The sequence below is a fragment of the Pseudoduganella plicata genome (assembly GCF_004421005.1).
GTDB lineage: Bacteria > Pseudomonadota > Gammaproteobacteria > Burkholderiales > Burkholderiaceae_D > Rugamonas > Rugamonas plicata.
Genome location: NZ_CP038026.1, coordinates 5,185,869 through 5,200,971, shown reverse-complemented (window position 1 = coordinate 5,200,971; position 15,103 = coordinate 5,185,869). Strand labels below are relative to the sequence as shown.

The following is a 15,103-nucleotide window of genomic DNA, read 5'->3' as shown; positions in this document are numbered from 1 at the left end:
GGGACCGACCCCTGGCACGCTGCCGTCCGCGCTTAATTCATCACATTCAGTTCTTCGGTCCGGCGCGGCGGATACGTCTCCCAGCGGCTGCAGCCGGGGCAATGCCAGTAGAACTGGCGGGCCTTGAAGCCGCAATGGCTGCACTGGTAGCGCGCCAGCTTCTGCGTGTAGCCATGCACCAGGTTCTTTACCAGCGACAGCTCGCCCAGCACGGCGGGCGGCGCATCGAGCATGCGCGCCTCCAGGAATTTGTCGAGGCCCAGCAGCGTGGGCGTACGGCGCAGTTCGTCGCCGACGAGCTGCTTGGCCGCGTCCACTCCTTCCAGCTCCAGCGTGGCCTTGAACACGACTTCCAGCAAGTCGATCGACGACGCCTGCTGCAGGTACGATTTGAGCAGGCTGACGCCTTCTTCCGGCCGGCCGACTTTCCGGTAGCCGTCCATCAGGCGCTGCGCGACAAGCGCCACGTGCGGCACGCTTTGCTGTTCCACGCGGCGCCACGTCGCCAGCGCGCCTTCGGTGTCGCCCTTGGCCCCCTGCACGTCGCCCACGAGGATCGTGGCGCGCACGCTGGTGCGATCCGCGTGCAGCGCCTTTTCCAGCAGCGGCAGCGCATCGTCGGGATGCATGTGCACCAGCGCGTCCTGCGCCAGCTCGCAATAGAACTGCGCGATCTCGCGCTGGCGCGAGCCGGCACCCGCCTCCTGCAGTGCAATGGCTGCTTCGATGGCGCGCACCCACTCCTTTTCGCGCTGGAAGATCTCCAGCAGCGCGCGCCGCGCCTGCACCGCGTAGGACGTCTCCAGCAGGCGCGTATAGGTTTCCTCGGCCCGGTCCAGGAGGCCCGCCTTCAGGTAATCCTGGCCCAGCTCATACTCGGCGTGGGCCCGTTCGTCGGCGGGCAGGTCGGGCCGCGACAGCAGGTTCTGGTGGACCCGGATCGCCCGTTCCGTCTCGCCGCGGCGGCGGAACAGGTTCCCCAGCGCGAAGTGCATCTCGGCCGCCTCCGGGTCCGCGCGGACAATCTCGACAAACGAATCGATCGCCTTGTCCGGCTGGTCGTTCAGCAGGTGGTTCAGGCCCTTGAAATAGCCGCGCGGCAGCGTGCGCGATTCGGACACCAGCTGGCGGATATCGACACGCGCGGCAATCCATCCCAGGCCGAAGAATGCCGGGATACCCAGTAACCACCAGAGTTCAAATTCCATATTTTCTTATTTGATGAGGATCGCAGGACGGCGATGCCGTCACTGCTGCGCGTTGACGTTGTCCGGCGCGCGGTTGACCTGCAGCACGGACGTCTGCAGCGACTGGATCGTGGTCTTCTGTTTGTTTGCTTCGCGCCGGTGGCGGAAGACAGTGGGAGTGAGGGCAAGCACGCCGAGGGCGGCGCCGGCGATGAAGAACGCCAGCAGCATCAGCACCAGGGGGCCGCGCAATTCGTAATTGAGGAACAGGTGCAGGTCGACTTCCTGCGTGTTTTTCAGGGCAAAACCAAAGAACAGGATAAACAGTATTACGCCAACGACGGTGGAGATTATTTTCATCGTAAAGATCCTGTTGCAACAGCCGCATGCAGCCGGAGGCTTGAAGGGATACCGGAGCCCCGACATTACATGCTTTCCGCATCAAAAAAAAGGGGCAGGCTTGCGCCCGCCCCTCCCGACTTACGTTACCGCAGAGATTTTCAGTCCTCGATGATCGGCTGCCCGACCATCGCATCGACCCGCTCGCGCAACTGCTTGCCCGGCTTGAAGTGGGGCACCCGCTTTTCGGGCACCATCACCTTGTCGCCGGACTTCGGATTGCGTCCGATGCGCGGCGGCCGGCTGTTCAGCGCAAAGCTGCCAAAGCCCCGGATCTCGATGCGCTGGCCGTTCGCCAGGGCGCCCGTCATCGCATCGAGGATGGTCTTGACGGCATACTCCGCGTCCTTCGCCACCAGCTGGGAATAGCGTTCAGCCAGGCGATTGATCAGTTCGGACTTGGTCATATGCGGTTCGCGTTCGTCTGGATTGCTTGCTTAGTTCTTGTTGTCGAACTTGGCCTTCAGCAGTGCGCCCAGGCTGGTGGTGCCGGAAGCTGCACTGCTGTCGGTTGCCATCTTCTGCATCTGCTCGGCGGTCTCAGCATTGTCCTTGGCCTTGATGGACAGTTGAATGCTGCGTGCCTTGCGGTCGATGTTGATGACCAGGGCTTCGACGGAGTCGCCGACCTTCAGGTGCGTACCGGCATCTTCCACGCGATCGCGGGAGATTTCGGAAGCGCGCAGGTAGCCTTCGACTTCTTCGGACAGAGCGATGACGGCGCCTTTTGGCTCAACGGACTTGACGGTACCGGTGACCAGCGAGCCCTTGTCGTTCATGGCTGCGAAGTTGTTGAACGGGTCGCCTTCCAGCTGCTTCACGCCCAGGGAGACACGCTCGCGCTCGACGTCGATGGCCAGAACGATGGCTTCCAGCTCGTCGCCCTTCTTGAACTTGCGCACGGCTTCTTCGCCAGGCTCGGTCCAGGACAGGTCGGACAGGTGTACCAGGCCGTCGATGTTGCCGGCCAGGCCGATGAACACGCCGAAGTCGGTGATCGACTTGATCGCGCCCTTGACCTTGTCGCCCTTCTTGTGGGTGACACCGAAGTCGTCCCAAGGGTTGGCCTTGCACTGCTTCATGCCCAGGGAGATACGACGACGTTCTTCGTCGATTTCCAGGACCATGACTTCGACTTCGTCGCCCAGCTGCACGACTTTGTTCGGAGCGACGTTCTTGTTCGTCCAGTCCATCTCGGACACGTGCACCAGACCTTCGATGCCCTGCTCGACTTCCACGAACGCGCCGTAGTCGGTCAGGTTCGTGACTTTACCGAACAGACGGGTGCCTTGCGGGTAACGACGGGACAGACCGGTCCAAGGATCGTCGCCCAGCTGCTTCACGCCCAGCGAAACACGGTTCTTTTCCTGATCGTACTTCAGCACTTTCGCGGTGATTTCCTGGCCAACCGTCAGCACTTCCGACGGGTGACGCACGCGACGCCATGCCAGGTCGGTGATGTGCAGCAGGCCGTCGATACCGCCCAGATCCACGAACGCGCCGTAGTCGGTGATGTTCTTGACGACGCCGGTCACGACCGTGCCTTCCTTCAGCGTTTCCATCAGTTTCTGACGCTCTTCGCCCATCGATGCTTCGATGACGGCGCGGCGGGACAGAACGACGTTGTTACGCTTGCGGTCCAGCTTGATAACCTTGAATTCGAGGGTCTTGCCTTCGAATGGGGTCGTGTCCTTGACCGGACGGGTGTCGACCAGCGAACCCGGCAGGAATGCGCGGATGCCGTTGGTCAGAACGGTCAGGCCGCCCTTGACTTTGCCATTGACGGTACCGGTGACGATCTCGCCGGATTCCATTGCTTTTTCCAGTGCCAGCCACGAAGCCAGACGCTTGGCCTTGTCGCGCGACAGGATGGTATCGCCGAAACCATTTTCCAGCGATTCGATGGCCACGGAAACGAAGTCACCAACTTTGACTTCCAGTTCGCCCTGGTCATTCTTGAATTCTTCAACAGGGATGAAAGCTTCCGATTTCAGGCCGGCGTTGACGATCACAAAGTTGTGATCCAGACGCACGACTTCAGCGGAGATCACTTCGCCGGAGCGCATGTCTTGACGTGACAGGGACTCTTCGAAGAGGGCTGCGAAACTTTCCATATTAGGTATGTACTTCCATGTTATCCAGCAAGGCTCGCAACATGCGACTTCAGCTGGGTTAGAGGTTAAAGGAGTCCGAAAAGTTCAATCCGGGCTCCCGAACACCACCGCGGCGGACAGAGCACGCTCACGGCACCAAAACTTACTTCCCGAAGGCCGCATACCAGTTCATTACTTGTTCTACGGCCAACTCGACCGTCATGTCCGAAGTATCGAGCACATGCGCCCCCTCTGCAGGGACGAGAGGAGCGATGGCCCGGTGGGTATCCCGGTCGTCGCGCGCTTTCAAATCCATCAGGAGGTCGTCCATGTTAGCAGAAATTCCCTTGCCGATCAATTGCTTGTAACGGCGTTCCGCGCGCGCCTCCACACTTGCAGTCAGGAACACCTTTAATTGTGCGTTGGGAAAGATCACCGTGCCCATGTCGCGGCCGTCCGCCACCAGGCCCGGCGCCTTGCGAAAGCCCAGCTGCAGGCCGAACAGCGCCTGGCGCACGGCCGGCAGTGCGGCGATTTTCGATGCCGTATTGCCAACTTCCTCGGCGCGGATGGCGTCCGTGACGTTTTCGCTGGACAGGAAAATGGCTTCGCCGGTAAAGCCGATGTGCAGATGCTCGGCCAGTTTTGCCAGTGCATGCTCGTCGTTCAACGGCGTCTGGCGACGCAGCGCCTGCAGCGCGGTCAGGCGATACAGCGCCCCGGAATCGAGCAGGTGGAAACCAAGTCGCTCGGCGACTCTATGGGCAACGGTCCCCTTGCCGGAAGCGGTGGGGCCGTCGATCGTGATGACGGGAATATTCGAATTGGGCATGGCCGAATTTTACTCCGCTGCCGAGCCTGTAGGACAGAAAACCGGTGACAGGCTCCGGTTTCCCTCGGCGGAAAAAGGAGCCAGGCACCGGTTTTTTCGTGCCGGGTTCCAAAACCGGAGCCTGGCTCCGTTTTCCTCAAAACCGGAGCCTGGCTCCGTTTTCCTCAAAACCGGAGCCTGGCTCCGTTTTTCTGGCACCGGTTTTCTGTTGCGGTTTTTTTCAGTACTTCGCTTCGTGGGCGATGCCCGCAAAGGCGGTGAAGTAGTCGGGGAACGTCTTGGCGACGCACTTCGGGTCGTTGATGCGCACCTGCGCGCCGCTGCGGGCGGCGCCGTCCAGCGAGGCGAGCGAGAAGCACATCGCCATGCGATGGTCGTCGTAGGTGTCGATGGTGGCCGCCGACAGCACTTTCGGCGGCGTCACCTTGATGTAGTCGGCACCCTCCTCCACCTCGGCGCCCAGCTTGCGCAGCTCGGTGGCCATGGCGGCGATGCGGTCGGTTTCCTTGACGCGCCACGAAGCGATATTGCGCAGCGTGCTGGTGCCGTCGGCATACAGCGCGGCAATCGCGATCGTCATGGCCGCATCCGGAATATGGTTGAAGTCCGCGTCGATGGCCTTCAACGGGCCGTGCGACTTCGCTTCGATCCAGTTGTCGCCCATCGTGATGTGCGCGCCCATCTGCTCCAGCGCGTGCACGAAACGCACGTCGCCCTGGATGGAATCGCGGCCGACGCCTTCGACCCGCACCGGGCCGCCGGCAATCGCGCCGGCCGCCATGAAGTACGACGCCGACGACGCATCGCCCTCGACGTGGATATTGCCCGGGCTCTGGTAGCGCTGGCCGGACGCGATCGTGAACGACTGCCACTCGTCCTGCTCCACCGTGACGCCGAAGCGGCGCATCAGGTTCAGCGTGATCTCGATGTACGGCTTGGAAATCAGTTCGCCTTCGACGGCAATCGTCACGCCATGCGTGTGCGCCATCAGCGGCGCCACCATCAGCAAGGCGGTCAGGAACTGGCTCGATACATTGCCGCGTACCGACAGCCGGTTCGTATTGAAGCTGCCGGTACGGATGCGCAGCGGCGGATAGCCCGGCTGGCCCGTGTACTCGATGGCCGCGCCGACGGCATTGAGCGCGTCGACCAGGTCGCCGATCGGGCGCTCGTGCATGCGCGCCACGCCGCTGACCCGGTAGTCGCCGCCGATGACGGCTAGTGCCGCCGTCAGCGGACGGATCGCCGTGCCGGCGTTGCCCATGAAGAGGTCCGCGTCCCGGTTGGGGAAGCTGCCGTTGGTGCCGCGCACGCGGTGGATCGTCCGCGCATTGCCGTTCACGGCCGTGTGCGGCTCTTCCGTCCACTCGACGCCCAGCGCACGCAGCGCGCCCAGCATCACCTGCGTGTCGTCCGAGTCGAGCAGGTCGACGATCTTGGTCTCGCCCTCGGCCAGTGCGGCCAGCAGCAGGATCCTGTTGGAGATGCTCTTGGAGCCGGGCAGGCGCACGACGCCTTCCACGTGCATCACGGGTTGCAGGTCGATAAAGGCTGGATGTTCGGTGGATGCGGTCATGCGATTCTCTCTTAAATATTTTCTATTCTGCGCTGTCGGCCGGAGGCGGCGCCTCGGCCGCCTCGATCGCCTCGATCCATTGCCGGCGCGCGCGCTGCGCGTTGCCGTACACGGCTTCCAGGGTGGCGCCGTCGCCCGCGGCCAGGCGCGCGCGCAATTGCGCCAGTTGCGCCATGTACGCGTCCAGTTCCGTCAGCAGCGCGGCGCTGTTGGCCAGGCTGATGTCGCGCCACATCTCCGGCGAGCTGCCGGCAATGCGGGTGAAGTCGCGAAAGCCGCTGGCCGCGTACTGGAACAGCAGGTCGGCGTGCGGCTTGTTGGCGATATCGTCCACCAGCGCGTAGGCCAGCAGGTGCGGCAGGTGGCTGACGGCGGCAAACACCTTGTCGTGTTCTTCCGGCGTCAGGCGGTGGATGATGGCGCCGCAGGCGCGCCACGCCTCGGCCACCTTCTCGACGTCGGCCGGCGCGTTCTCCGCCAGCGGCGTCAGGACGAATTTTTTGCCGACATATAAATCAACGATGGCGGCATCGGGACCGTTCGTCTCGCGCCCCGCGATCGGATGGCCCGGCACGAATTGCCGGACGCGCTCGCCCAGCGCCGCGCGCGCCGCCGCCGCGACGTCGGCCTTGGTACTGCCGGCATCGGTGACGACGGTGCCCGGCGACAGGTGCGGCGCCAGCGCGGCCAGGATCCTGCCTGTCTGCGCGACGGGCGCGGCCAGCAGCACCATGTCGGCATCGGCGACGGCGGCGAAGTCCGTTGCCACTTCGTCGACGATCCCCAGCGCCAGCGCGCGCGCGCCGTACGCCGCCGAGCGTTCGATGCCGACGACGTGGCGCACGGCGCCCGCTTTCTTCAGGGCCCGCGCAAACGAGCCGCCGATCAGGCCGACGCCGACAATGACGACTTTATTCACGGTGCTCGGCCAGCGCCTTTTGCAAGGCGGCGATCAGCACCGCGTTTTCCTGCGGCAGGCCAATGGAAATGCGCAGCCACTCGGGCAGCCCGTAGTTGCCGACCGGGCGCACGATGACGCCCTGCTTGAGCAGCGCCAGGTTGACGCGGGCGCCGGCCGCCAGGTCGTTGCCGACCTTGACGAGGATGAAGTTGCCGTGCGACGGCACGTACTGCAATCCCAGCTGCTCGAATGCCTCGACAAACTGGCGGTACCCGGCCGCGTTGTTGGCGGCGCTCTTCTCCAGGAACGCGCGGTCGTTCAGCGCGGCGATGGCGGCGGCCTGCGCCAGCGAGTTGACGTTGAACGGCTGGCGGATGCGGTTCATCAGGTCCGTCAATGCCGGCTGCGCCAGGCCAAAGCCCACGCGCAGGCCCGCCAGGCCATAGGCCTTCGAGAACGTGCGCGATACCAGCAGGTTCGGGTACCGGCGCACCCACTCGGCCGACTCGTACTGGTCCGCCTCGTCGAGGAACTCGTTGTACGCCTCGTCCAGCACGACGACCACATTGGCCGGCACCTTCTTCAGGAACGCTTCGATCTCCGGGCCGGGCACGAAGGTGCCGGTCGGGTTGTTCGGGTTGGCGATAAACACGAGGCGCGTGTCGGCGTCGATGGCCGCGGCCATCGCATCGAGGTCGTGACCGTAATCCTTGGCCGGCACGACGATATGGCGCGCGCCGACACCCTGCGTGGCCAGCGCGTAGACGGCAAACGAATACTGCGAATAGACGATGGCCTGCTCGCGCTCGACGAACGCGTGCGCGGCGATTTCCAGGATGTCGTTGGAGCCGTTGCCCAGCGTGATCCACTCCATCGGCACGTCGTAGCGCTTCGACAGCGCCTGCTTCAGCTCGAAGCCGTTGGCGTCCGGATAGCGGCCCAGCTCCGCGGCGGCCTTCGTCATCGCCTGCTGTGCCGACTCGGGCACGCCGAACGGGTTCTCGTTGGAGGCCAGCTTGACGATGGATGCCTCGTCGAGACCGAACTCGCGGGCGACTTCGGAAATGGGCTTGCCGGCCTGGTAGGGGGCGATGGCACGAACGTATTCTGGACCGAATTGCTTGGACATGGATTCTCTCTCGCTTCTCTCTCTTGTAAGTCAGGTCAGGCTGGTCGGGTAGGAGCCCAGCACTTTGAAAAAGGCGGCGTTGTGCCGGAGTTCGTCCAACGCCTGCGTCACGGACGGGTTCTGTACGTGGCCTTCGATGTCGACATAAAAATAATACTCCCACGTGCCCACCCGTGCCGGGCGCGACTCGAAGCGCGTCATCGACACACCGTGTTTCGCCAGGGGCGCCAGCAGCTGGTAGACGGCGCCGGCCTTGTTCGGCACGGCCAGTACGAGCGACGTGTGATCGCTGCCGGAAGGCCCCGGCTGCAGCTTGCCGATGATGGCAAAGCGGGTACGGTTGTGCGGGTCGTCCTGGATGTGGCCCTTGACGACACCAAGGCTGTACTGCATGCCGGCGATCTCGCTGGCGATCGCCGCAATCGTCGGGTCCACGCTTGCCATGCGCGCCGCCTCGGCGTTCGAGGCGACCGCGCGGCGTTCGACGTGCGGATAGTTCTGGTTCAGCCACACCTGGCATTGCGCCAGCGCCTGCGAATGGGCGCAGATGACGGTGACGCCATCCATCGCACCCGTCTTCGACATCAGGCTGTGGTGCACGGCGATGGCCACCTCGCCGCTGATGATCAGCGGCGTCTGCAGCATCAGGTCGAGCGTGCGGTTGATCGCCCCCTCGGACGAATTCTCGACGGGGACGACGCCGAATTCGGCGGTACCCGCTTCGGTGGCGCGGAACACCTCGTCGATCGACGCGCACGGCAGGCCTTCGACGGCGCGGCCGAACTGCTGATAGACGGCTTGCTCGGAGAACGTGCCGACAGGCCCGAGATAGGCGACGGTGACGCGCTTTTCCAGCGCGCGGCATGCCGACATGATCTCGCGGAAGATCGTCTGCACCTCAAGATTGCCCAGCGGGCCGGGGTTGCGGTCGGCCACGCCGCGCAGCACCTGCGCTTCGCGCTCGGGACGGAACACGGGCGCGTTGGTTTCGGCCTTGACGTGGCCCACTTCCTGGGCCACGGCGGCGCGCTGGTTCAGCAGCGCGAGGATCTGCGCGTCGATCGTGTCGATCTTTTCGCGCAGGGGTTTCAGTTTGTCTGTCATGGTTGGCTTGTGATCTCGGTGCCGGTCGTGGCGGCGCTTCGTCAACGTCGGGGACATGGCGATGGCAAGTATGCCATCGCCGCTGCGCAGGCGAAGAGCGGCGCTCTTCGAAACCCCTGCTCCGCTCCCCGGCGACATCGCGCCGAGGGACTACCGGTTAGCGAATTCGTTCAGGTAATCAACCAGCGCCTGTACGCCTTCGATCGGCATCGCATTGTAGATGGATGCACGCATGCCGCCGACGGACTTGTGGCCCTTCAGCTGCAGCAGGCCACGCGCTTTGGCGCCGGCCAGGAATGCTTCGTTCTTCGATTCGTCGCGCAGGTAGAACGGTACGTTCATGCGCGAACGGCAGGCTGGCGCGACTCTGTTCTGGTAGAAGTCGTCGGCGTCCAGTGCGGCGTACAGCAGCCGGGCCTTTTCAATATTCTTGCGTTCCATTGCCGCGATTCCGCCCTGCTCCTTCAGCCAGCGGAACACAAGCCCGGCGATATAGATGCCGTAGGTGGGCGGCGTGTTGTACATGGATTCGTTGTCGGCCACGTTTTTGAAGTCGAGGGCGGACGGGCAGATCGGCAGCGCGTGCCCGATCAGGTCATCGCGCACGATGACGACGGTGACACCGGCCGGGCCGATATTTTTCTGCGCGCCGCCGAAGATCAGGCCGTACTTCGACACGTCCACCTGGCGCGACAGGATGTGCGACGACATGTCCGCAACAACCGGCACGCCGGCCGGGACGTCGGGCACGAAGTCGATCTCGACGCCGTCGATGGTCTCGTTGGTGCACAGGTGCAGATAGGCCGCATCGGGCGTGAGCTTCCATTCCGACCGAGGGGGCACGAACGTAAAACCGTTCGCCTCGGCCGAGGCGGCCACGTTGACGTTGGCGTAGCGCGCCGCTTCCTTGATGGATTTGCCGGACCAGGAGCCCGTGCGGACGAAGTCGATCGTCGCCGGCTGCGCGCCAGTGCCACCTTTGCGACCGACCAGATTCATCGGAATCACGGCATTTTGCGACAGCCCGCCGCCCTGCATGAACAGGATGCGGTAATTGTCCGGCACCGCCAGCAGCTCGCGCAGGTCGCGCTCGGCTGCCCGGTAGATCGAGATGAACTCCGGCCCGCGGTGGCTCATCTCCATCACGGACATCCCGCTGCCCTGCCAGTCCAGCATTTCGGCAGCAGCCTGGCGCAGCACTTCCTTGGGCAGCACGGCCGGGCCGGCGGAGAAGTTGTAGATCGTCGTCACGCTGTCCTCTGTCACTTTGCCTGCACGTCACGCATCAGTTTTTCCACGCGCGGCGCCACGACCTTCTGGCCGATCTGCATGCTCTCGCCCATCAGCTGCGGCATCTTTTCCAGTGCTTTCGCGCCCACGGGCGTGCGGTAGAACGCGGCCAGCTGGCGCATCTCGTCGGCCGTGAAGTGGCGCGCGTACAGCGGCACGATTTCGTTCACCATGTCGTCGATCAGCGTGGGATCGTTGAACAGCTGCGTCATCAGGGGGCCCACGTTGGCCAGGCGCTTGTCCACGTCCGCCATCCGCTTCGCTCGCTCGGCGTCCGTCAGGTTTGGCGTACCGCGCACCGCGGCCTCGGCACCGGAGCGCATCATCTGCGGCATCTGCGCCGACATCCGCTTGAACCCGTCGGCAACCAGCGCGCGATAGTTCATCGAGTCCAGCAGCTCGCGCACGGCCTGGGCGGCCGCGGGGTCCACGGCAGTGGCGGCAGGCGCGGCAGGCGCGGACGTCTGTGCCAGCGCAGGCACGGCCAGGCCGAATGCCAGGGAGAAGGTGAAGGACAGCGCAGCGGCGATTTTTTTCATATGTTTATTCGTTTTCCGTTGAGTTGAAACACTGCGGGCCCGGTCCGACTGCTCGGACGGGGCCCGCCTGGATTACTCGGCCGCGGTGTCGTCGCCCGCCGGCTCGGCCGCGGGCTCCGCGGCGCCATCCACTGCAGCCGCGCCGCCCTCGGTCTCGAACACCACCTCGTCCACGTCCGCCTCGACGATGCGCTGCAGGCCGGACAGCTTGGTGCCGTCCTCCACCGCGATCAGGGTGACGCCCTGCGTGGCGCGGCCCATTTCGCGGATCTCGGCGACACGGGTGCGGATCAGCACACCGCCCGTCGTGATCAGCATGATCTCGTCCGTCACGTCGACCAGCGTCGCGGCGACGACCTTGCCGTTACGTTCCGACGTCTGGATGGCGATCATGCCCTTCGTGCCGCGGCCATGACGGGTGTACTCCGTGATCGGCGTACGCTTGCCGTAGCCGTTCTCGGTTGCCGTCAGCACCGACTGCTGCTCGTTCTCGGCCACCAGCAGCGCGATCACGTTCTGGCCTTCTTCCAGGTTCATGCCGCGTACGCCGCGGGCCGTGCGGCCCATCGGACGCACGTCGTTCTCGTCGAAGCGCACCGCCTTGCCGGAGTCGGAGAACAGCATCACGTCATGCTTGCCGTCGGTCAGCGCGGCGCCGATCAGGAAGTCGCCCTCGTCCAGGTCGACAGCGATGATGCCGGCCTTGCGCGGATTGGAGAAGTCCTTCAGCGGCGTTTTCTTCACCGTGCCCAGGCTTGTCGACATGAAGACATAATGGTCCTCGGGGAACGTGCGGTTTTCGCCCGACAGCGGCAGCACGACGGTGATCTTTTCATTGTCCTGCAGCGGGAACATGTTGACGATCGGCCTGCCGCGCGAATTGCGCGAGCCTTGCGGCACTTCCCACACCTTCAGCCAGTACATCCTGCCGCGGTTCGAGAAGCACAGGATGTAGTCGTGCGTGTTGGCGATGAACAGCTGGTCGATCCAGTCCTCGTCTTTTGTTGCCATCGCCTGCTTGCCGCGGCCGCCGCGCTTCTGCGCGCGGTATTCGGAGATCGGCTGCGCCTTCATGTAGCCCATGTGCGACAGCGTCACGACCATGTCCTGCGGCGTGATCAGGTCTTCCGTTTCCAGGTCGGTGGCATTGTGCTCGATGGTCGAACGGCGCTCGTCCTTGGTGCCGTATTCCAGCTTGGCGGCATTGAGTTCGTCGCTGATGATCGAGGTGACGCGGGCCGGCTTGGACAGGATGTCCAGCAGATCGGCGATCTGCGCCATCACGTCCTTGTATTCGTTGACGATCTTGTCCTGCTCCAGACCCGTCAGGCGCTGCAGGCGCATCTGCAGGATTTCCTGGGCCTGGTCGTCGGACAGCTTGTACAGGCCATCGGACTGCATGCCGTAGTGCTTCGGCAGGTGCTCGGGACGGAACGCATCCATGCCGCGCTGGCCTTCCTCGCCGGTACGGGCCAGCATCTCGCGCACCAGGGACGAATCCCACGCGCGCGCCATCAGTTCGGATTTCGCCAGCGGCGGCGTCGGCGCGGCCTTGATGATGGCGATGAAATCGTCGATGTTCGCCAGCGCGACAGCGAGACCTTCCAGCACGTGGCCGCGTTCGCGCGCCTTGCGCAGTTCGAACACGGTGCGGCGCGTGACCACCTCGCGGCGGTGCGACAGGAACGTGGCCAGCAGCTGCTTCAGATTCATCAGCTTTGGCTGGCCGTCCACCAGCGCGACCATGTTCATGCCGAACGTGTCCTGCAATTGCGTCTGCTTGTACAGGTTGTTCAGCACCACTTCCGGCACTTCGCCGCGTTTGAGCTCGATGACGACGCGCATGCCCGATTTGTCGGACTCGTCGCGGATGTCGGAAATGCCTTCCAGCTTCTTGTCGCGCACGTTCTCGGCGATGCGCTCCAGCAGCGATTTTTTATTGACCTGATACGGCAGCTCGTCGACGATGATCGCCATGCGGCCGCCATCCTTGCCATATTCCTCGAAGTGCGTCTTGGCGCGCATGACGACGCGGCCGCGCCCCGTGCGATAGCCATCGCGCACGCCGGAGACGCCGTAGATGATGCCGCCGGTGGGGAAGTCCGGTGCCGGGATCAGTTCGATCAGTTCGTCGATCGAGCAGTCCGGGTTCGCCAGCACGTGCAGCGCACCGTTGATCACTTCCGACAGGTTGTGCGGCGCAATATTGGTCGCCATGCCGACGGCGATACCGGAGGAGCCGTTGATCAGCAGGTTCGGCACGCGGGTCGGCAGGACGGTCGGCTCCTTTTCCTTGCCGTCGTAGTTCGGCTGGAAGTCGACGGTTTCCTTGTCGATGTCGGCCAGCAGTTCGCCGGCGATCTTGTCCAGGCGGCACTCGGTGTAACGCATGGCCGCTGCGGCATCGCCGTCGATGGAACCGAAGTTGCCCTGGCCGTCCACCAGCGTGTAGCGCAGCGAGAAATCCTGCGCCATGCGCACCAGCGTGTCGTAGATCGACGAGTCGCCGTGCGGGTGATATTTACCCATCGTGTCGCCGACCACGCGCGCGCACTTGACGTAGGGACGGTTGTGCACGTAGTTACTTTCGTGCATCGAGAACAATACCCTGCGGTGCACCGGCTTCAAGCCGTCGCGCGCATCCGGCAAGGCGCGGCCCACGATCACGCTCATCGCGTAATCGAGGTAGCTCTTGCGCATCTCTTCTTCGAGGGAAATTGGGATTGTTTCTTTTGCGAATTGATCCATTGGCGGGTCGATGTTCTCTGACGTTGGTTCCGAGGGCCTGGAAAACCGCTTCCGGCGCGCTCCACGCTGCTGCAGGTGCAGGCAGACAATCGCACGATTTTAACATGCGGGCATGCCAGCCGGATCATTTGCCCCTCCCTGCCCCGGCGGCGGCGGCCGCAGCCCAGGAAGAACGTGTAATCGGGCTGACATATTTGCTGTTTAATATCGCCGGGCATCAGCAAAAGAGGTTGCACAAAAACAACATCATGGCCGGCAGCATGTACGCGCCCTGTTGGATGGCGCACAGTGCTTTTTGCGGCATATGGCAAAATGACAGGAATTCAAAATTGGCTGTTTCGCAATCGGCAGTCTCCACAGTTGTCGCCCCATAGTAGCGAGAGGGGTGCGCGTGTTAGTATTCGCACCACGCGACGCACCACGCAACAAAATGCGATGTAGTGTGTTCTGCCGATATCACCCCCGAAAGGAAAGAAAAACATGAAAAAACTGATTTCAACCATCTTTGCAGCGTCGGCAGTTCTGGCTGGCACCGTGGCAGCGCAGGACAAGCCAACCGCGCCGCCTTTTGCGCCGGTAACCCAGGACGTCAAGGCCGCAACGCCAAAGAGCGCTTACGTGCAGGATCAGCGCGGCGTCATCGCCCGCAACCCGTTCGGCCTGTGCTGGCGCACCGGTTACTGGACGCCTGCCGACGCGGTGCCAGGTTGCGATCTGCCGATCTGCGTGGAACCTGAGCGTCTGGAAAACGGCAAGTGCGTAGCCCCACCGCCGCCAGCAACGCCAGCGCCGACCCCGGCACCAACGCCGGTCCCGGGCGCGCCAGTGCCGACGTCCGAAAAAGTCAGCTACAACGCCGATGCGTTCTTTGATTTCGACAAGGCCACGCTGAAGCCTGAAGGCAAGCAGGCCCTGGACGAACTGCACTCGAAACTGGGCGGCATGAACGTTGAAGTCGTCATCGCCGTTGGCCACACCGACTCCGTCGGCTCCGATGCCTACAACGACAAGCTGGCCATCCGCCGCGCCGAGTCCGTCAAGGCATACCTGCTGAGCAAAGGCGTCGAAGCCAACCGCGTCTACACCGAAGGCAAAGGCGAGAAGCAGCCGGTCGCCGACAACAAGACCGCCGAAGGCCGCGCGAAGAACCGTCGCGTGGAAATCGAAGTCGTCGGTACCCGCAGCAAGTAATCTCCGCCCCGCCGGGCCCGAAACCCCGCCCTCGTGGCGGGGTTTTTCATTTGTACCGGAGCGCGCTTTGCAAGCGTGCTTTGGAACACGACCAATTACAGCTATGATGCCGAT

The 15,103-nt window shown here is 63.6% G+C and carries 13 protein-coding genes; 1 reads left to right on the top strand and 12 read right to left on the bottom strand.

Annotation, left to right across the window (positions count from 1 at the left end):
• Positions 1-32: 32 nt before the first annotated feature.
• The 12 genes from lapB to gyrA all read right to left on the bottom strand — a co-directional run bounded on the left by lapB (position 33) and on the right by gyrA (position 13,798).
• Positions 33-1,208, bottom strand: coding sequence for a lipopolysaccharide assembly protein LapB (gene lapB / locus E1742_RS22975; RefSeq protein ID WP_134387413.1), 1,176 nt, complete (start codon positions 1,206-1,208; stop codon positions 33-35).
• Between the two features lie 39 nt (positions 1,209-1,247).
• Positions 1,248-1,547, bottom strand: a complete 300-nt coding sequence (locus tag E1742_RS22970; protein WP_134387412.1) for a LapA family protein — start codon at positions 1,545-1,547, stop codon at positions 1,248-1,250.
• A gap of 140 nt (positions 1,548-1,687) precedes the next feature.
• A complete protein-coding gene (locus E1742_RS22965) occupies positions 1,688-1,993 on the bottom strand; it encodes an integration host factor subunit beta (RefSeq protein ID WP_134387411.1) in 306 nt (101 codons plus the stop codon).
• A gap of 30 nt (positions 1,994-2,023) precedes the next feature.
• Complete coding sequence (gene rpsA, locus E1742_RS22960) at positions 2,024-3,700, bottom strand: 30S ribosomal protein S1 (RefSeq protein ID WP_134387410.1); 1,677 nt, start codon at positions 3,698-3,700, stop codon at positions 2,024-2,026.
• 142 nt (positions 3,701-3,842) lie between these two features.
• On the bottom strand, positions 3,843-4,511 hold the full coding sequence (gene cmk, locus E1742_RS22955) for a (d)CMP kinase (protein WP_134387409.1): 669 nt from the start codon (positions 4,509-4,511) through the stop codon (positions 3,843-3,845).
• 220 nt (positions 4,512-4,731) lie between these two features.
• Positions 4,732-6,087 (bottom strand): 3-phosphoshikimate 1-carboxyvinyltransferase, encoded by a 1,356-nt coding sequence (aroA, locus tag E1742_RS22950; protein WP_134387408.1) that lies wholly within the window; start codon positions 6,085-6,087, stop codon positions 4,732-4,734.
• A 22-nt stretch (positions 6,088-6,109) separates the two neighbouring features.
• Complete coding sequence (locus E1742_RS22945; RefSeq protein ID WP_134387407.1) at positions 6,110-7,006, bottom strand: prephenate dehydrogenase; 897 nt, start codon at positions 7,004-7,006, stop codon at positions 6,110-6,112.
• Positions 6,999-8,117, bottom strand: coding sequence for a histidinol-phosphate transaminase (hisC, locus tag E1742_RS22940; RefSeq protein WP_134387406.1), 1,119 nt, complete (start codon positions 8,115-8,117; stop codon positions 6,999-7,001). Before hisC ends, E1742_RS22945 begins: the two co-directional genes overlap by 8 nt.
• A 30-nt stretch (positions 8,118-8,147) precedes the next feature.
• A complete protein-coding gene (gene pheA / locus E1742_RS22935) occupies positions 8,148-9,221 on the bottom strand; it encodes a prephenate dehydratase (RefSeq protein ID WP_134387405.1) in 1,074 nt (357 codons plus the stop codon).
• 150 nt (positions 9,222-9,371) lie between these two features.
• Positions 9,372-10,472, bottom strand: coding sequence for a 3-phosphoserine/phosphohydroxythreonine transaminase (serC, locus tag E1742_RS22930; RefSeq protein ID WP_134388299.1), 1,101 nt, complete (start codon positions 10,470-10,472; stop codon positions 9,372-9,374).
• A gap of 11 nt (positions 10,473-10,483) precedes the next feature.
• Positions 10,484-11,050: a DUF2059 domain-containing protein gene (locus E1742_RS22925; protein WP_134387404.1), complete on the bottom strand. Its 567-nt coding sequence runs from the start codon at positions 11,048-11,050 to the stop codon at positions 10,484-10,486.
• Positions 11,051-11,122: 72 nt separating this feature from the next.
• Positions 11,123-13,798, bottom strand: coding sequence for a DNA gyrase subunit A (gene gyrA / locus E1742_RS22920; protein WP_134387403.1), 2,676 nt, complete (start codon positions 13,796-13,798; stop codon positions 11,123-11,125).
• Positions 13,799-14,278: 480 nt separating this feature from the next.
• Between gyrA and ompA the strand changes: the two genes are divergently transcribed.
• Positions 14,279-14,989, top strand: a complete 711-nt coding sequence (ompA, locus tag E1742_RS22915; protein ID WP_134387402.1) for an outer membrane protein OmpA — start codon at positions 14,279-14,281, stop codon at positions 14,987-14,989.
• Positions 14,990-15,103: the final 114 nt, after the last annotated feature.